The sequence below is a fragment of the Streptomyces sp. NPDC058877 genome (assembly GCF_042742855.1).
GTDB lineage: Bacteria > Actinomycetota > Actinomycetes > Streptomycetales > Streptomycetaceae > Streptomyces.
This window is the reverse complement of sequence record NZ_JBHYMF010000093.1, coordinates 1-16968: the sequence shown is the minus strand read 5'-3', so window position 1 is coordinate 16968 and position 16968 is coordinate 1. Positions and strand designations below refer to the sequence as shown.

Genomic DNA, 16968 nt, shown 5'->3' with positions numbered 1-16968 from the left:
CCGTCGGCGTCGACGACAGGACGGATGAAGGAGTTCGGACCTCCGGCAGGAGCTATCTGGTCGGCTTCCTGCCGGTGATGCCGAGGTGTACCAACAGGGCGAGGTTCGGCTTGAGTTCGGCCTGCTTCACGCCCCAGGTCTGGAAGCCCTTCTGGTGGCCGGCGACCGAGGCCAGCATCGCCACCAGGGCGCCCGCCATCGCCGCGGGACTGACGTCCTTGTCGACCTTGCCCTTGGCCTGGAGCTCCTTCACCGCGTCCGTGAGGGAGTTGGTGACCGAGTTCAGGATCTTCATGCGGATCTTGTAGAACCGCTTGTCGCCTTCGGCGGCGCCCAGGTCCACGACCCGCAGGATCGCATCGTGCTTCCGCCAGAAGTCCAGGAAGCCTTCGACGAGTTCCTCGGAGGTCTGCCAGCCGGCCTTGCCGACCCAGGAGCGGCCGGAGACCAGATCGGTCAACGCGGCACCCTCCTTGGCCATTTCCTCCGCGATCTCAAGGACCGCTCCCTCGACGTCCGGGAAGTACTGGTAGAACGTCGCGGGCGAAGTGCCCGCCTTCCGGGCCACGTCGATGACCTTGACGTCCCGGTAGGGCGAGGAGCTGAGCATCTCACCGAGGCAGTCGAGCAGCTTCTGCCGCGTCGCCTGACCGCGTCGTCCGGCCACGCGGCCGTCGACGGTGCGTACTTGTCCTGTCATGCCGTCAGCTTACCGAGGGGGGATCAGCGCGCGATTCGGCCGACTGCAAATGGGGTGCACCCCGGTGCGCGGCCGTTCTGCGAGGTCGGTGCGGGTGCGGTCGAAGGAGCGCAGGGACGGGTTCGAGCCACTTCGGGGCCGTTCGGGGGGCGCCTCCCCGGTTCCCGCCGGTACGGGGCCGAACGCTCGGCCCCGCCTGGGTCCGGGCGACGCCGTCCCGTCCGTGCCCGCTCCCGCCGCCCCGCCCGCCGCTCGTCCCCGCCGCCCCGTCAGCCGCTCGTCCCCACCCGAATAGGCTTATGAACAGCCTGTGGACAACTTCGGTGGACAACGCAGGCGCCGCAAGGGTTCCGCCCCGATAAATCCTCCCATTGTTCGCATGCCGGAGCGTGCGGGCCGGTCTTCGTCGCCCTAGCGTGTGCACATGGCCGCACGCACCGAGGGCACCCCCTGCTGGGTGGAAGCGCAGCTCCCCGACCTGGAAGCGGGCAAGCGCTTCTACGGCGAGCTCTTCGGCTGGACCTTCGACCCCGACCGGGACGAGGCCCTCCTCGCCGGCCGCCGGGTCGCCGGCCTGGTCCCCAAGCGGGACGGGCGCATGCCCACCACCTGGACCCTCTACCTCGCCACCGACGACGCCGGCGCCCTCTCCGCACGGATCAGGGCCGCCGGCGGGCAGATGGTCATGGAGCCCTACCCCGTCGGTCCGTTCGGGGTCTACGCCCTCGCCGCCGACCCCGGCGGCGCCGTCTTCGGCCTCCGCCAGGAGGGGGAGGACGACGGCTTCGCGACCACCAACGAGCCGGGTGCCTTCTGCTGGATGGAGGTCTACACCCGCCGTCCGGACGCCGTCGACACCTTCTACGCCACCGTCTTCGGCTATCTCGGCCGCCAGGCGGACCCCGTCGAGGAGGGCATGGAGCCCGGCTTCGACTACCGCGTCTGGTCCCCGCCCGGCTCCCGTCCCGACGACGACTCCTCCTTCGGCGGACGGGCCGTCATCACCGATGACTTCCCCGCCGAGATGCCCGGCCACGTCCTCGTCTACTTCGCCGTCGCCGACTGCGACGAGGCCTGCGAGACCACCGTCCGGCTCGGCGGCCGGATCGCCACCCCCGCCTTCGACACCCCCCACGGCCGGATCGCCGTCCTCCACGACAACCAGGGCGCCCGCTTCGCGGTCCTCGCGGACCCGAAACCCGCCGGTACGGACTGAGACGTCCGCCCCCGCACCGCCCGGTGCATATGAGGTGTGACACCCCGATCCGCCCCCGGGTTCGCAACCGGGCCCTCGGACAGGAAGAATCAGGGGCCACGGGGCCGTACCTTCATGGCCCGAACGGGGAGGTGGCAGGCAAGTGGAACAGCTGACGCAGCACGACCCGAGACGCATCGGGCCCTTCGAGGTGCTGGGCCGGCTCGGCGCGGGCGGAATGGGCCTGGTCTATCTCGCGCGCTCGGCCTCGGGCCGACGCGTGGCGATCAAGACCGTGCGCACGGAGCTCGCGGAGGACCAGCTGTTCCGGGTCCGCTTCACCCGGGAGGTGGAGGCCGCCCGGGCGGTCTCCGGCTTCTACACGGCCGCCGTCGTCGACGCCGACCCGCGTGCCGCGGTGCCCTGGCTGGCCACCGCCTACGTCCCGGCGCCCTCCCTCGAAGAAATAGTGAACGAGTGCGGGCCGCTCCCGGCCCAGGCCGTGCGCTGGCTCGCGGCCGGCGTGGCCGAGGCGCTGCAGTCCATCCACGGCGCGGGCCTGGTCCACCGCGACCTCAAGCCCTCCAACGTCCTCGTCGTCGAGGACGGTCCCCGGGTGATCGACTTCGGCATCGCGTCGGGCGTCTCCAACACGCGCCTGACCATGACCAACGTCGCCGTCGGCACCCCCGCCTACATGTCGCCCGAGCAGGCCCGCGACTCGCGCAGCGTCACCGGTGCCAGCGATGTCTTCTCGCTGGGCTCCATGCTGGTCTTCGCCGCCACCGGCCATGCGCCCTACCACGGTGCCAATCCGGTCGAGACCGTCTTCATGCTGCTCCGCGAGGGTCCCAACCTGGAGGGCCTGCCCGAGGAGCTGCGGCCCCTCATCGAGTCCTGCATGCAGATGGACGTCACCCGCCGGCTCACGCCCGCCGACCTCCAGTCCCAGCTGGCCCCGCACCTCTTCGGCCCCGGCAGCGACGACAGCGGCACGGCCTCCGCCTGGCTGCCGCAGAGCGCCACCGCCATGATCGAGCGCCGTCGGGGCGGCGGCCGGCCGCTGCCCAGCCCGGTCGCCCCGCCGCGTCCTCCCGCCGCCCCGCCCGGTCCCCGTCCCGACCCGCGCTTCCCGGAGCACGCACCGGCCGGCGGCCGGCACGCGGGTCCCGCCGAGGGTGCGGGCGGCCCGGTGCGGTTGGGCGGCGCGACCGTGCCGATCGGCCCCGGCCCCCGGGTCGCCGACACCCGGGCGGCGATCGCCGTCGGCCGCGGTGCCGATGCGGGCCCGGCGACCGGATGGATCCGTCCGCCCGGCGGCGGCCCGCACGGGGTCGACCCGGGGGCGCACCACGGCCCCCGGCCCGCGCCCGTGCCCGCGCAGGGCGCCGAGCAGGCCCCCCAGCCGTCGCCGGAGCCCGGCCACTGGCGACCCTGGCGCTTCCGGATGTCGAACGACGTCTGGGGCACCCCCGTGGTCGACGGCGACCTGCTGTACGTCACCTCCTTCGAGGTGCACGCCCTGGACACGGGCAGTGGGCGGCGCCAGTTCAAGACCCGGGACGTGGCCTGGTCGATGGCGGTTTCCGGAGGGCGCATCCACGCCTCCGACGGACCCACGCTGTACGCCCTGGACGCCACCGACGGCGGTGAGCACTGGCGGCTGCACACGGACGCCTGGGTGTACTCCCTCCAGGTCGACCGGGGGACGGTCGTGACCGGCACGCGCGGCGGCGGGGTGCAGGGCTGGGAGGCGTCCAACGGCGCCAAGCTGTGGGAGGTCAGCGGCGCCCAGAGCGACTTCGAGACCCCCGAGGCGGGGCCCGCGGTGCACGGCGACACCGTGTACGTGTGGCGGAACGCCCGGCTCCAGGCCCTGGACGCCCGCTCGGGCGCGGAGCGCTGGTCGTACCCGATCGGCGACGCCGCCTCCTGTGCCAACGTGCCGGTCCGGGTGGCCCCGGCCGAGGACGGCTGCGTGTACGTCTCCGCCGGGACCCGGGTGCTCTCGCTCGACATCGCCGGCGGGCACGTCCGCTGGCACTTCGAGGCGCCCGCCGTCTTCCTCTCTCCGCCCGTGTTCGTGCCGGGACCGGCGGTCACCGGCGGCGGGGTCTACCTCACGGACCACCTCGGCACGGTGTACGCGCTCGACGCCGCCACCGGACAGGACCGCTGGCGGATCGCGACCGAGCAGCGCCAGTCCACCGAGCCGGTGCTCGTCGCGGACGGAAACGTCCACGTCGGCAGCGGCAGCGCGCTCTACACGCTCGACGCGGTCACCGGTACCCCCCGATGGCGGTTCGCGGCCGGCGGCGAGCTGGTCGGTTCCCCGGTGGTGGCCGACGGCCGGGTGCACTTCGGCTCCGCCGACCACGTCCTCTACACCCTGGACGCGACCGGCGGCCAGCTCCGCTGGAAGCTCGCGACCGGCGGCGAGATCACCGGCTCGCCGGTGGTGAAGGGCGGGGTCGTGTACGCGTGCAGCAAGGACCGCTGCGTGTACGCGCTCGATGCGATGAAGGGCACGGCGACGGGCCGGGGAGCCGCGGCGCCGAGGGGCTAGGGGGCCGAGGAGCCGGGGGCGGTGTCGGGGCGCCCGCCCCAGGAGGCCCGGGGCCGCGCCCGGTGGGTCGTCGGGGCATCCGAACGCGTCCGGCGATCGGATGCCCCTCCGCCCCGGGACGCACGGGGGTCGACCCCGCGGGGATCGTCGTTCCCCGCCGCTCTCCACACAGGGCGGGCCCGACGGGTCTTCCCGGAAGGGGCCCGCGCACGGGCGCCGGTTTCACGGCGATCGAGGAGGCGCGGCTCGCCGTCCCTGGTCTGACCTCGCCTTTTGCTGGGCCAAAGGCGTTGCGGAGAGTGATCGGTTCGGGGAGGATTCCCCGCCGTGACCCTCTTCCTCATCGCTGTGCTCGGTGCGTTCCTCGGTGCGCTCCACTTCCTCTTCGTCAGGCCCTGGTACGCCAAGACCCGGGGGGCGAAGCATTTCGTCGCCGTCGACTACGGGCTGCCGCCCCGTGAAGCGCTCGACCCCCGGCGTGCGGGTCCGCCCCCGCCGGAGCACCGCCAGCACGAGCGGCAGTCGGTCGCCGATGCGGCCTGGGAGGGCGACTGGAAGGCCGCCCGGCGCTACGTCCGCGAGGCGGGCGAGGACTGGGACGAACGCTGGGCCCGGCTCGAACTCCTGCAGCACGTCGCCCAGGAGGACGATGCCTGGCTCGACGCCTGGCGCGCCGCGGAGCCGGGGGACTGCGAGGCGGCGACGCTGCACGCCAGCCTGATGGTCCACCGCGCATGGGAGATCCGGGGCAGCGGATACGCCCACGAGATCATGACCTCCACGATGGAACGCTTCAAGGCCATGCTCCCGGCCGCCATCGAGGAGGCCCGCAAGGCCGCGCTGCTCGACCCCGCGAACCCGGGCCCGTGGGTCGTCATGATCACGGCGGCGCGCGGGGCACAGTACGGGCGTGCGCAGTTCAAGCCGCTCTGGGAAGGGCTCGTCGCCCGCGCGCCCCACCACTACGAGGGGCACTGGCAGGCCCTCCAGTACTGGTGCGCCAAGTGGTTCGGCAGCGACCGGCTGATGATGCGGTTCGCCCGCCGGGCGGTTCGCAAGGCTCCGCCCGGCAGCCCGCTCGCCGGGATCTACCTGCACGCCCTGAACGAACGCGTCGAGCGTTCCGGCTCTTCCGCGACGCCCGTCACGCTCGGGGCCAAGCGCCTGCTGAAGGAGGTCGCCGCCTCGTTCGACCGGGTCGAGCCCGATGACGAGCGGCTGCCGGTCCTGCGCCACTTGCTGGCCCACTACATGCTCCGGTCGATGATGTACGGCCCCGCCCTGGAGCAGTTCCGCCGGATCGGACGCTGGTGCGGAGCCCAGCCCTGGCGGAAGGAGGGAGACCCGGTCGAGGCCTTCGAGGAGGCCCGCAGGGTCGCCGCGTTGCTGTCCCGGGCCCGGCCCGCCCCGGTCCCGCGGAGCCACGACATCGGCTGCTGACCACGCCCGTACGCGGAGCCCGGTGCTTCCGGGGCGCGGCGGGCCGCTCGTCCCGGGTGGTCCGCGGCCCGCCGTCGTGCTGCGGCGGAGGTCTTCCGGCGCGGTGGTCGGGGGCGGGCTATCCGTCGGGTTCCCGGGGCGGTCGGGGGACGTCCGTGAGGGTCTGGTCCGACCCCGGGGCGGTCGGGGGCCCCGGTTCCGCCGGGGGGCGGTCCGGCCCGGTCCGGTCCGGTCCGGGGGGTCCTGCCGGCGGCGGGCCGCCCTGGGGCGGAGGGGCGTGACGGGGTGGCCGGTCCACCCGGTGGGCATGGCTCCGGCCCGACATGACGAAGGCGCCGACGAGCATCAGGACCCCGCCGCCGAAGGCCATCGAGACCCCGTCGCCGAGTCCCGCTCCGTCACCGCCGATCGTGAGGCCGTCCTCCGCCTGGCCGACCCGCACCATCCACAGGACGGTGAAGCCGAGGACGACGAGTCCGGCGAGGGCGACGAGCAGGCGGGAGCGGAGCACCACCCCGACGGCGGTGAGGAGGGCGGCGAGGACGAAGGGCAGCAGTACCGAGGCCAGGGCGTCGGCCCTGGCGTCCGTGATGCCGGTGAAGAGCTCGTCGAGGGCGTAGTCGCGCCCGTGACGGCCGTCGTACCAGGCACGGAAGGGGCTCCAGACGGCGGCCGTCGCTCCGGCGAGAGCCAGGACGGAGCCGGCGACGTTGCGGATCATCGATGCGGCCTCCTCGCGAGTCCGGCTCTCGCTCCCGACGCTACGCCGGCTGAGGGGGGCCCGCCACGCGGCACGGCCCCGCCACTAGGGTGGCGCGGACACGACAGACTGAACGGGGGCGGCAATGGTACGGACGCGTCTGAAGCTGGCGGCGACGCTCGCGGCGGTGGTCCTCGCACTGACCGGTTTCCACACCGGCAAGGGCGGCCACGGCAGCGGCACCAGCAAGAGCCGGAGCGGCAAGAGCCGGAGCAGCAAGGGCGGCGGCTGCTCCAACGACGGGAAGAGCAACGACGACTACGAAGGCTCGGTCACCTCCGGCCAGGCCTCCACGGCCACGGCCTCCGCCACCGCCGAGCCCTCCCCCACGGCGAAGGTCGAGGTGGTGGTCGTCGAGTGCGTGGAGCCGGAGCGGAAGAAGGCCGCGGGCAAGTCCGCCCGCAAGGCGGACACCACGGCGACGCTCAGGATCACCTCGCACGACGCGCTCCCGGGGACGTACGAGGTGACCCTGTACTTCGAGGGTGCCACGGGTGCGGTGGTCGACTCGTCGCGGGCCCGCGTCACCGTCGACGCGTACGACGTCAAGACCTTCCAGGTCGCCATGGGGAACCCCAAGAGCGTCTCGACCGTCAAGCGCTGCCGGGTGGGTGACGTCCGCGAGCAGGACGCCACCGCGATCCCCGTTCCTACCGCGTCCCCCACCCCTACCGCGTCCGGTAGTCCTTCGTCCGCCGGGTGAAGAGGGCGGCCTGCCGGTCCGCCGGCAGGTTCCCGAGGGCGACCAGGTGCGGGGCGTGTGCGAGGGCTTGGGCGCGCACGGCCTCCTTGGTGGACCACAGGGCCCGTACGGTCCCCTGGACGGCTTCCGTCGGGTGGGCGGCGATGACGGCGGCGGCCTCCCGGGCCGCCGCCAACGCCCCTCCGGTGGGGGTCAGTTCGGAGACGAGTCCCGTCTCGTGGGCGCGGCGGGCCGAGATCCGTTCCGCGCCGCCCATCAGCACCATCCGGGCGACCTCACCGTGGGGCATCCGCTGCGCCATGTGGACGGTTTCGAAGGCGCTGACCATTCCGTAGGTGGTGTGCGGGTCGAAGAAGGAGGCGCCCTCGCCCGCGATCAGGAACTCCACCTCGCCCAGCAGGTAGAAGGCGCCGCCGCAGGCCATGCCCTCGACGGCGGCGACCACCGGCTTCCACAGGTCGTTCGATTTGGGACCGAGGGTGAGGAGGGGGTCGTCGATCGCGTACGGGGAGGAGGGCTGCGGCACCTCCGCGGAGCGGTCGATCCCGGTGCAGAAGGCCCGCCCGCCGGCCCCGGTGACCACGATCGCCCGCACCTCGTCCTCGTACCGGAAGCCCCGCCAGACGGCGGCGAGTTCCCGGGCCATCTCCAGGGTGAGCGCATTGTGCCGCTCGGCCCGGTCGAGGACGACGACGGCGACCCCGGACTCCCCGTCGCGCTCCACCCGGATGCTCATCCGCGCTCCAGCAGCCAGCGGGGCACCACGACGCCGTCGACCTCGGTGAAGGCCACCCGCACCGGGGCGCCGATGCGGAGGCGGGCCGGGTCGAGGGAGTTCAGCGGGGCGTCCGGGGCGGTGACGACGTTCCCGACGAGACGGATGCGGGGGGCTTCGGCGAGTTCGACGAGCACCGCGTTGTAGGGCGCCTGGGCGGCGTAGTCGGGCAGGAGCGGCGGGTGGGGGAGGACGTACGACCAGATCCGGCCGCGTCCGGACATGAGCCGCCACTCGTCGTCGAAGGACCCGCAGTGCGGGCAGCAGGGGCGGGGCGGGAAGCGGAGCTCGCCGCAGGCGGCGCAGGCCTGGACGCGCAGTTCGCCCCGGGCCGCGTACTCCCAGAAGGGGGCGCCGTCCTCGTCGATGACCGGTGTCAGCATGACGGGTTCAACTCCTCAGCAGGATGGCCGACGTGGGGACGCCCTCGCCCGCCGTGACCAGGCAGGTGGCTGCGTCGGGGACCTGGGCGGTGGAGCTGCCGCGGAGCTGCTTCACGCCCTCGTTGATCAGGTTGAAGCCGTGCACGTAGGCCTCGGAGAGTCCGCCCCCGCCGGTGTTGAGGGGCAGCCGGCCGCCGATCTCCAGGGCCCCGCCCTCGGTGAAGGCGGCCCCCTCGCCGCGCCCGCAGAAGCCGTAGCCCTCCAGGGAGAGCGGGACGAGGGCGGTGAAGGCGTCGTAGATCTGGGCGACGTCCACGTCGGCGGGGCCGAAGTCGGCCTGCTTCCAGAGGTGGCGCGCGGCGGTCCAGGCGGGGCCGGAGAGCGGGTCGTCGTTCCAGTAGTTGACCATGCCGTGGTGCTGGGCCGGCAGCCCCTGGGCGGCGGCGTGCACGTAGACGGGTTTCTGCCGGCAGTCGCGGGCGCGTTCGGCGGAGACGATCACGCAGGCGAGTGCGCCGTCGGTCTCCAGGCAGTTGTCGAAGAGGCAGAGGGGTTCGCTGATCCACCGGGAGGTCATGTACATCTCGCGGGTGAGCGGCCGTTCGTACATGATCGCGGCGGGGTTCTGGTTGGCGCGGTTGCGGCAGGCCAGGGCGACGTTGAAGAGGTGGTCGCGGGTGGCGCCGTACTCGTGCATGTAGCGGCGGGCGAGCATGCCGATCTCGTCGGCGGGGCGGAGCAGCCCGAAGGGCCGGGTCCACTGCCCGGGGGTGGGCAGTTGGGCGGTCGTGTTCTTCCAGGGGCGGGGGCCGGAGCCGCGCTTCCGCGACCGCCAGGCGACGCCGACGCTCGCCTGTCCGGTGGCGACGGCGGCGGCGAGGTGGCCGACGGTGGCGCAGGAGCCGCCGCCGCCGTACCCGACCTTGGAGAAGAAGGTGACGTCGCCGGCGCCGATGGCCTTGGCCACCTCTACCTCGTCGGTCTCCTCCATGGTGTACGAGGCGAAGGCGTCGACCTCGGAGGGGGCGATCCCGGCGTCGTCGAGGGCGGCGAGGACCGCCCGGCAGGCGAGGGCCTTCTCGGTCTCGGGGAGGTGCTTCGCGAAGGCGGTCTGTCCTATCCCGACGATGGCCGTGGCGTCCTTGAGCACCGAACCTCCTCATGGGGCAGCACTGCTGACAGCGCGTCAGGCTACAACTAATCTGACGGATAGTCAGCTACAGGGAGGGTTGGGTATGGACCTGCGCGGCGACCTGGAGTGGGGCACGATCCCCGGGCTCGTACGGACGGCGGCCGAGCGGCACGGACCGCGGGAGGCCGTTGTCGACGGACGCGTCCGCGTCACCTACGCCGAACTCGGCGGGCGCGTCGAACGGGCCGCCGCGGCCTGCCTCGCCGCCGGGGTGAACCCCGGCGACCGGGTGGCGATCTGGGCCCCCAACACCCTGGACTGGATCGTCTCCGCCCTCGGCGCGGTCACCGCCGGCGCCGTCCTCGTCCCCCTGAACACCCGCTTCAAGGGCACCGAGGCCGCCTCCGTCCTCCAGCGCTCCCGGGCCAGGCTGCTCTTCGTCACCGGCACCTTCCTCGGCACCTCGTACGTCGGCTCCCTGCGCCGCTCCGGAGTCCCGCTGCCCGACCTGGAGAAGACCGTGGTCCTCGGGGACACCGCGCCCGACGACCCGGCCTGGACGACCTGGAAGGCCTTCCTCGCGGCGGGCGACGGCATCCCGGGTGCCCGCGTCCGTGCCCGGGCCGACGGGATCGCCCCCTCCGACCCCTCCGACATCATCTACACCTCGGGCACCACCGGCCGCCCCAAGGGCGCCGTCATCAGCCACGCCCAGTCCCTGCGCTGCTACGCGATCTGGTCGGAGCTCGCCGGCCTGCGCGAGGACGACCGCTACCTGGTGGTCAACCCCTTCTTCCACACCTTCGGCTACAAGGCCGGCGTCCTCGCCTGTCTGATGCGTGGCGCGGTGATCGTCCCGCAACCCGTCTTCACCGCGGACACCGCCCTCGCCAACATCGCCGCCGAACGCGTCACCGTCCTTCCCGGCCCGCCCACCCTCCACCAGTCGCTCCTGGACCACCCGGCCCGCGCCGCCCACGACCTGTCCACCCTGCGCCTCGTCGTCACGGGCGCGGCCGTGGTCCCGCTGCGCCTCGTCGAGCGCCTGCGCACCGAACTCGGCGTGGACACGGTCCTCACCGCGTACGGCCTCTCCGAGGCGAGCGGGATCGTCACCATGTGCCGGCGCGACGACTCCGACGAGACCATCGCCACCACCTCCGGCCGTCCCGTCCCCGGCACCGAACTCCGCCTCTCCGACACCGGTGAGGTCCTCGTCCGCGGCCACCACGTGATGAGCGGCTACTTCGAGGACGAGGAGGCGACGGCGGAGGCGATCGACGCCGACGGCTGGCTCCACACCGGCGACATCGGAGTCCTCGACGGGGCGGGCAACCTGCGGATCACCGACCGGTTGAAGGACATGTTCATCGTCGGCGGCTTCAACGCCTACCCGGCCGAGATCGAGCAGCTCCTCGGCCTCCACCCCGATGTCGCGGACGTCGCCGTCATCGGCGTCCCCGACCCGCGCCTCGGCGAGGTCGGCAAGGCCTTCGCGGTGCGTCGGGCGGGCGCCACGCTCACGGCGGACGACCTGATCGCCTGGTCGCGACGGGAGATGGCGAACTACAAGGTCCCCAGGGAGGTCGAGTTCGTGACGGAGCTGCCGCGGAACGCGAGCGGCAAGGTGGTCAAGGGGGAGCTGAGGGCCCGCGAGGGCGGGAACTGAGGCATGCGGCAGGGACCGGGCGGTGACGTGCACCCCGAACGGGGACGACCCGCTCGCCCCGCCCGCCGAACGTGCGGATCGGGGCCGCCCGGCTCGCCCGGCCACGGCCCCGGCGCGCCCGGCGTCCTCCCTACGCCCGCTGACGGTTCAGGACCACGATCCCCGCCCCCTCCCGCACCACGCGCCAGCCCCCGTCCCGTTCCGCCCGTCGCAGCACGTCCCCGACCGCACCGGCCGGATACGGGTCCCGGAGGTCGGCCACGATCCACTCCACGGCCGGCCACCGGTCGAGGACCCCGTCCGAGGTCAGGTGCACGGTCGCCCGGTCGGTCAGGTGCGGGGCCAGACTGTTGCTCGCTGCCACCCGGGCGCCGTCGGGAACGAGGTCGAGGGCTTCGCGGGCGGCGTCCTCCCGCGGCCCCTCCTGCCAGAAGCCGGGCGCGGCGAGGGTGGCGAGCGGCTGGGACGGCAGCAGCAGGAGGGCTGCGGCGAGCGGGACGCCCAGCGGCAGCCGGACACCCCGGCGCAGCGCGTCCACGAGGGCGGCGAAGGCGATTGGTACGAGCACCGCCGAGTAGTGCAGGCCCGGTTCCCAATGCGCCGGGTTGGCGGAGGCGAACCGCCAGGCCAGGGTGGGCAGGAGCAACAGGGCGAGCGGGCTGCGCAGCACCAGTCCGCCGGTCACGAACAGGAGCAGAAGCAGGGTCAGCGCCTTCACCGACCAGCCGTCGAGGAGCCCGTGAGCGCCGGTGACCTGGCCCGCGTACGCGTACCGTCCGTCCGCCGCGAACGACGGGATCACGACGTACACGATCAGCGGCACGCCCACCGCGGCACCGGCGGCGAGGGCAAGCCCGGCGCGCCGGTCCTGCCGCACCAGCAGCAGCCCGAACACGGCCACCGTCGCCCCCAGGTCCTCCTTCACCAGGAGCAGGGCCGCGGCCCAGCAGGCGGCGGCCCGGGGACGTCCGTCGAGGTACGCCCGGCAGGCCAGGGCGAGCAGTGGTACGGCGAAGGCCACCTCGTGGAAGTCGAAGCCGATCAGCTGTTGCGTTCCCCAACCGAGGCCACACGCCGTCCCGAGAGCCAGCGGGGCGAACGTCCTTTCCGGAAGGTGCCGTTGGGTGCTGCGGGCGAGGACGTACACGGCGAGGGCAACCAGCGCCGCCTGTGCCAGGAGTAGCGTCTCGATGTGCGGGGCGAGCCGGTAGGGCAGGGCGAGGAGGGCCAGCACGGGATGGAAGTGGTCCCCGAGCAGCGGGTACGCGTCGCCGGTGAACCCGGCCGGGGCGGTCGTCACCCGGATCTCCGAGGAAGGTGCCCGTCCCTCCGCGTATGCGCGTACGGCCTGTCCGAAGATCCCGAGGTCGTACCCGGTCGTTTCGAACCGGGCGTGCTCACGCAGCGCGAACGCCGCGTAGAGGACGAAGAAGACGGCGGCCGTCGATGCGGGTCCCCTGCGGGAACCGGTCGTCGGCGAGGCGGAGCGGGAACGACTGGTGATCACGGCCATGCGGGCACCCTCCGGGGCGGCGGGTGAGCCGTGCCTGAAGGAGCCTGAGGATTTTCTCAGCCCGCTCCGTCCCGAGCTGGGGATACTTGGGCCATGCGCGTACTGGTGATCGAGGACGAGGTGAGGATCGCCGCCTCGCTGCGGCGCGGCCTGTCCGCCGTCGGGTACACGGTGGACGTCGCCCATGACGGCGTCACCGGTCTGCACCTGGCCCGCGAGCACCCCTATGCGGCCGTTCTGCTCGACCTCATGCTCCCGGGCCTCAACGGCTATCAGGTCTGCGCTCGGCTCCGTGCCGAGTCCAACGACGTGCCGGTGCTGATGCTGACGGCCAAGAACGGCGAGTACGACGAGGCCGAGGGCCTCGACACCGGTGCCGACGACTACCTGGTCAAACCCTTCTCGTACGTCGTTCTCGAAGCTCGGCTCCGCGCGCTGCTCCGCCGGGGCGGCGCCCGGACCCGCACGCTCCTGGAGTGCGGTGACCTCTGGCTCGACCCGGCCCGCCGGAAGTGCGGCCGAGGAACGGTGGAGATCCCGCTCACCCCGAAGGAGTTCGCGGTCCTGCACTGCCTGCTGCTCCGCCCCGACGAGGTGGTGCCGACGCTCGACGTCCTCGACGAAGTGTGGTCGGCGGACTTCACGGGAGACCCGAACATCGTGCACGTCTACATCAGTGCCGTGCGCAGGAAGATCGACGCGCCGTTCGGGCGGGAGACGATCACGACGGTGCGGGGCGCCGGATACCGGGTGACGGGCCGTGCGTGACCGGGCGGGGGCGCTCCTTCCGGCAGCGGCGGCGGGCGGTGCGGCGGCGCTCGTCGTGGCGGCGGCGGTGATCTGGTTGGAGGCCGAGGACCAGGCGGTGGGCGCGCTGCCCTGGGTGATCCCCGAGGTGTGGGAGACCGATCGGGTCGGCCCGCAGATCGCCTTCCTCGCCTGGCCGGGGTTCATCTGGGGCGCGCTGGCGGTCGGAGTCGTCGGCTGGTTCGCGGGCCAGGAACACGCACGGGCGGTGCGACTCAGGGCTGCCGTGGTCGGCTTCCTGACCTCCGGCGTCCTGCTCTTCGTCCACACCCGGTGGCTCCTCCGGGAGAACCCGCTCAAACCGTGGCTCGTCGCGAAGGAGGCCTACCGCTGGGGGCTTGTGTTCATCGGCCCGTCCACCGGCCTGCTGACGGCGGTGGCCGTGGCGGCGGCCCTCGGCGGCGGGGCGGTCCGGCTCCCGTACCGCAGTCGCACGGCTCTGGCCGCGGCGGTTGCCACCGGCGGACTGTTCGCGGTGGGCATCGAGGTGCTGCGGCGGGCACAACCGGACCACATGGAGCCCCTGGGGCAGGCGTACTGGATCCTGCTGGTCGCGGGCGTACCCCTGGTAGCCCTCCTCGCCGGGCTCCTCGTCCATGCCACGGCGGCCCGGACGCTCCGGTCCGTCGACGCGATCCGTCGCGAACTCGCCGACATCACCGACCAGTCGCTCGACCGGCGGGTGCCGGTGCCCGCGACCGACGATGTGATCACCCGGCTCGCCGTCACCACCAACTCCACGCTCGACCGCCTGGAGCAGGCTCATGTGCGACAGCAGCAGTTCGTTGCCGACGCGGCTCATGAACTGCGCAGCCCCCTCACGGCCCTGCGGACCCAACTGGAGTCCGCGCTCCGTCACCCGGAGGTGATCGGGGACTGGCCGGAAGTGGTGGCGCAGGCCGCCGAGGATGTCGTGCGGCTCCAGGCCCTCGCCGACGACCTGTTGCTCCTCGCGAGCCACCGGGCCACCGCCCCCGCCGGGGAGCCGGTCGACCTGGCGGCGCTCGCGGAGGACCTGGTCCGCGAGCACCAGCACCTTCCGGACGCGGCCGGCCTCCGCCTCGCATGCGAAGCACCCGCCCAGGCCCCCGTGCGCGGTGACGCGGTCCGTCTGGAACGCGTCCTGCGCAACCTCCTGGCCAATGCCTGCCGGTATGCGCGGACGTCGGTGACGGTCGTGGTCGCCCCGGAAGGCCCCGCAGTCGCCTTGGTCGTGGAGGACGACGGCCCGGGCATCCCGCCCGCCGACCGGGCCCGCGTCTTCGACCGCTTCACCCGCCTCGACGCCTCCCGCACCCGCGCTTCGGGCGGCGCGGGCCTGGGGCTGCCCATCGCCCGCGACATCGTCACCCACCACGGCGGCACCCTGGTGATCGAGGACTCCCCTGAAGGGGCGCGTCTGGCGGCCCGCTTTCCCGCGGAGGCGTGAACGCCGACCAGGGGTGGGCGAGTCGCCGCGCGACGGGGAAACCGCGTCCGCGGACGGCCGTTCAATCGTCAGGGGCTCCGGAACGTGCCCGGCATTCGGCGATGAGCAGTGCGTCCCGCAGCGCGTCGCCGAGCTGTCCGGCGAGGAGCCGCAGCTCCCCGGCCCCGGGCGGCGGCCCGTCGAGCAGGGTGCGGGCCCGCTCCAGGGTCTGGCGGGCGAGCCCCAGTTGGACCGCTTCCACCTGGTCGGCGAGCTGGGCCAGCCGGCCGGTGCCGTCGCCGATCAGATAGCAGGGCTTGCCATCGGGCCCGGCCCAGGGCAGCAAACGGGGGTTCTTCATGTGGTCGCCTCCAGGGGGTGGATGACGCGGTCGTCGAGGTCGATCCCGTAGGTGGCGGCCAGCAGCACGACCTGCCGCCGCAGCCGTACGGCCCGTTCCCGCTCGTGGGCCCCGAGATAGGGCCGTACGAGCACGGTTGCCGCCCCGTCGAGGGGGACGTACCAGTTCCGCACGGTTGGCGCGGGCCGGAAGGGCGGGGGAGCCGGTGCCGCCGGTGTCGCCGGGGGCTGCGGCCCGGGCGGGCGGCCCCGGTGTCGGCCGGTGGGGACGAGGAGGGCGCGGGCACGGCTGGCGAGGCGGGCGAGGAGGGAGGTCATTGGGGGAGTGCCTCCGCCGAATCGAAGGGGGTGATGCCGATCTCGACCCAGACCGACGAGCCGTCGGCGGTGACTTCGTGGCCGAAGCGATCGGCGTCGGCCAATGCGAGGAGGAGCAAGCCACGTGACTGCGCCGTGAGTTCCTCCGGCATCGGTGTCACGACGCGAATGCGACCCGTGATTTCGAAAAGTCGGGACTCGTGGCCGGTGATGGCCTTCAGGCGTGCCGCGATCGCCACGGCGCGTGCGAGGGGTAGGCGCACGGGACCCCCTGTGATGGGATGCCTACGGAGGGAAATGCTACTTCAGTAGATTTCACCTGATGCAGTAGCTTGTCAATCCCGAGCCGGTTGAACGGAGAGCCGACCATGCCGCGTGAGGCGCCCTACCTACAGATCGCTGACGCCCTGCGTGCGCGCATCGTCGCCGGTGAGTGGCCCGTAGGAGAACGGCTGCCCTCCCGCGCCCAACTCGCCGAGGAGTACGGCGTCGGGCGCAACGTCACGCAGCGCGCCATGGACCGGCTGATCGTCGAGGGACTGTTGGAAGGGCGGGCCGGTTCGGGGACGTACGTGCGCAGTCCGCGCGAGCGCCTCCGGATGGTGCGCTCCCGTCACCGGGAACGGCGGGGAGGATCGCCCTTCCGGGCCGACATGAGGGAGCAGGGCCGGGCCGGGACGTGGGAGGCGCGCAGCGAGGCGCGGACCCCGGCGCCCGCGCACATCGCCGAGCGCTTGGCCATCGGCGTCGGCGATCCCTGTGTCGTCACCCGGTACGAGTTCCTGGCGGACGGCCAACCGGTGCAACTCTCGCAGTCCTGGGAGCCGATGGAGATCACCGGGGACACTCCGGTGGTGCTCCCGGAGATGGGTCCGTTGGCCGGCGCGGGCGTCGCGGAGCGAATGCGTTCGATCGGCGTGCGCATCGAGACGGCCGTCGAAGTGCCGCGGCCCTCCCGTGCCACGCAGGAGCAGGCCAACCTCCTCGGCATCAGCCTCGGTGACCTGGTGCTGCTGATCGAGCGCACGTACTACGACGAAGAGGGCCGCCCGGTGGAGACGGCGGACGTCATCGTGCCCGATGTGCGCTGGGAAGTGGCGTACGAGTTCGGTGTGGATCCGGCGTGAGGTGCGGGCCGGGAATCCCGGGGCCCGAACCGGGTTGCGGGCCGCACTCCAGATGACGCGTCGGGCCGTGTGCGCGGCGCCGTGCGTCCGCGACCCGCACGACGGGAGGGGC

Annotated in this window: 17 protein-coding genes; 8 read left to right on the top strand and 9 right to left on the bottom strand. The window is 73.1% G+C overall.

All coding sequences use genetic code 11. The features are described 5' to 3' along the window. Positions 1-52 precede the first annotated feature (52 nt). The gene (locus ACFW2Y_RS21555; protein WP_384881495.1) at positions 53-700 is read right to left on the bottom strand and encodes a TetR family transcriptional regulator; all 648 of its coding nucleotides are present in this window, start codon (positions 698-700) and stop codon (positions 53-55) included. A 424-nt stretch (positions 701-1124) separates the two neighbouring features. Here ACFW2Y_RS21555 and ACFW2Y_RS21550 point away from each other — a divergent pair, with 424 nt between their 5' ends. The 3 genes from ACFW2Y_RS21550 (at position 1125) to ACFW2Y_RS21540 (ending at position 5901) form a co-directional block, all read left to right on the top strand. Continuing rightward, on the top strand, positions 1125-1916 hold the full coding sequence (locus ACFW2Y_RS21550; protein WP_384881492.1) for a VOC family protein: 792 nt from the start codon (positions 1125-1127) through the stop codon (positions 1914-1916). Between the two features lie 142 nt (positions 1917-2058). Further along, positions 2059-4461 carry a PQQ-binding-like beta-propeller repeat protein gene (locus ACFW2Y_RS21545; protein ID WP_384881489.1) on the top strand — a complete coding sequence of 801 codons (2403 nt, stop codon included), beginning with the start codon at positions 2059-2061 and terminating at the stop codon, positions 4459-4461. 327 nt (positions 4462-4788) lie between these two features. Next, a complete protein-coding gene (locus tag ACFW2Y_RS21540) occupies positions 4789-5901 on the top strand; it encodes a hypothetical protein (protein WP_384881486.1) in 1113 nt (370 codons plus the stop codon). A 118-nt stretch (positions 5902-6019) separates the two neighbouring features. Here the strand turns inward: ACFW2Y_RS21540 and ACFW2Y_RS21535 are convergent, their stop codons facing one another. Beyond that, positions 6020-6622 (bottom strand): hypothetical protein, encoded by a 603-nt coding sequence (locus tag ACFW2Y_RS21535; protein WP_384881483.1) that lies wholly within the window; start codon positions 6620-6622, stop codon positions 6020-6022. Positions 6623-6746: 124 nt separating this feature from the next. Between ACFW2Y_RS21535 and ACFW2Y_RS21530 the strand changes: the two genes are divergently transcribed. Continuing rightward, positions 6747-7364 (top strand): hypothetical protein, encoded by a 618-nt coding sequence (locus ACFW2Y_RS21530; RefSeq protein WP_384881480.1) that lies wholly within the window; start codon positions 6747-6749, stop codon positions 7362-7364. On the opposite strand, the gene ACFW2Y_RS21525 is transcribed toward ACFW2Y_RS21530, so the two are convergent. From ACFW2Y_RS21525 to ACFW2Y_RS21515, 3 genes are read right to left on the bottom strand one after another with little or no spacing between them, the layout of a single operon-like run. Next, the gene (locus tag ACFW2Y_RS21525) at positions 7330-8100 is read right to left on the bottom strand and encodes an enoyl-CoA hydratase/isomerase family protein (RefSeq protein WP_384881477.1); all 771 of its coding nucleotides are present in this window, start codon (positions 8098-8100) and stop codon (positions 7330-7332) included. The genes ACFW2Y_RS21530 and ACFW2Y_RS21525 overlap by 35 nt on opposite strands. Next, on the bottom strand, positions 8097-8522 hold the full coding sequence (locus ACFW2Y_RS21520) for a Zn-ribbon domain-containing OB-fold protein (protein WP_384881474.1): 426 nt from the start codon (positions 8520-8522) through the stop codon (positions 8097-8099). Before ACFW2Y_RS21520 ends, ACFW2Y_RS21525 begins: the two co-directional genes overlap by 4 nt. 7 nt (positions 8523-8529) lie before the next feature. Continuing rightward, positions 8530-9672: a lipid-transfer protein gene (locus ACFW2Y_RS21515; protein ID WP_384881470.1), complete on the bottom strand. Its 1143-nt coding sequence runs from the start codon at positions 9670-9672 to the stop codon at positions 8530-8532. A 91-nt stretch (positions 9673-9763) separates the two neighbouring features. Here ACFW2Y_RS21515 and ACFW2Y_RS21510 point away from each other — a divergent pair, with 91 nt between their 5' ends. Beyond that, the gene (locus ACFW2Y_RS21510) at positions 9764-11323 is read left to right on the top strand and encodes a FadD3 family acyl-CoA ligase (RefSeq protein ID WP_384881521.1); all 1560 of its coding nucleotides are present in this window, start codon (positions 9764-9766) and stop codon (positions 11321-11323) included. A 130-nt stretch (positions 11324-11453) separates the two neighbouring features. Here the strand turns inward: ACFW2Y_RS21510 and ACFW2Y_RS21505 are convergent, their stop codons facing one another. After that, positions 11454-12836, bottom strand: a complete 1383-nt coding sequence (locus tag ACFW2Y_RS21505) for a DUF2079 domain-containing protein (RefSeq protein WP_384881467.1) — start codon at positions 12834-12836, stop codon at positions 11454-11456. 93 nt (positions 12837-12929) lie between these two features. Here ACFW2Y_RS21505 and ACFW2Y_RS21500 point away from each other — a divergent pair, with 93 nt between their 5' ends. Together ACFW2Y_RS21500 and ACFW2Y_RS21495 are read left to right on the top strand one after the other, a co-directional pair. Then, positions 12930-13604 carry a response regulator transcription factor gene (locus tag ACFW2Y_RS21500; protein ID WP_384881464.1) on the top strand — a complete coding sequence of 225 codons (675 nt, stop codon included), beginning with the start codon at positions 12930-12932 and terminating at the stop codon, positions 13602-13604. Continuing rightward, positions 13597-15072, top strand: a complete 1476-nt coding sequence (locus tag ACFW2Y_RS21495; protein WP_384881461.1) for a sensor histidine kinase — start codon at positions 13597-13599, stop codon at positions 15070-15072. The genes ACFW2Y_RS21500 and ACFW2Y_RS21495 overlap by 8 nt, the downstream gene beginning before the upstream one ends. A gap of 61 nt (positions 15073-15133) precedes the next feature. Here ACFW2Y_RS21495 and ACFW2Y_RS21490 read toward each other — a convergent pair whose 3' ends face one another. Genes ACFW2Y_RS21490 through ACFW2Y_RS21480 form a run of 3 tightly spaced genes read right to left on the bottom strand, consistent with a single transcriptional unit; the run spans position 15134 to position 15968 of the window. Continuing rightward, the gene (locus tag ACFW2Y_RS21490; protein ID WP_384881458.1) at positions 15134-15412 is read right to left on the bottom strand and encodes a hypothetical protein; all 279 of its coding nucleotides are present in this window, start codon (positions 15410-15412) and stop codon (positions 15134-15136) included. After that, positions 15409-15729: a hypothetical protein gene (locus ACFW2Y_RS21485; RefSeq protein ID WP_384881455.1), complete on the bottom strand. Its 321-nt coding sequence runs from the start codon at positions 15727-15729 to the stop codon at positions 15409-15411. The genes ACFW2Y_RS21490 and ACFW2Y_RS21485 overlap by 4 nt, the downstream gene beginning before the upstream one ends. Continuing rightward, positions 15726-15968 carry a hypothetical protein gene (locus ACFW2Y_RS21480; protein ID WP_384881452.1) on the bottom strand — a complete coding sequence of 81 codons (243 nt, stop codon included), beginning with the start codon at positions 15966-15968 and terminating at the stop codon, positions 15726-15728. The genes ACFW2Y_RS21485 and ACFW2Y_RS21480 overlap by 4 nt, the downstream gene beginning before the upstream one ends. 129 nt (positions 15969-16097) lie before the next feature. Between ACFW2Y_RS21480 and ACFW2Y_RS21475 the strand changes: the two genes are divergently transcribed. Continuing rightward, positions 16098-16856 (top strand): GntR family transcriptional regulator, encoded by a 759-nt coding sequence (locus ACFW2Y_RS21475; protein WP_384881450.1) that lies wholly within the window; start codon positions 16098-16100, stop codon positions 16854-16856. Positions 16857-16968: the final 112 nt, after the last annotated feature.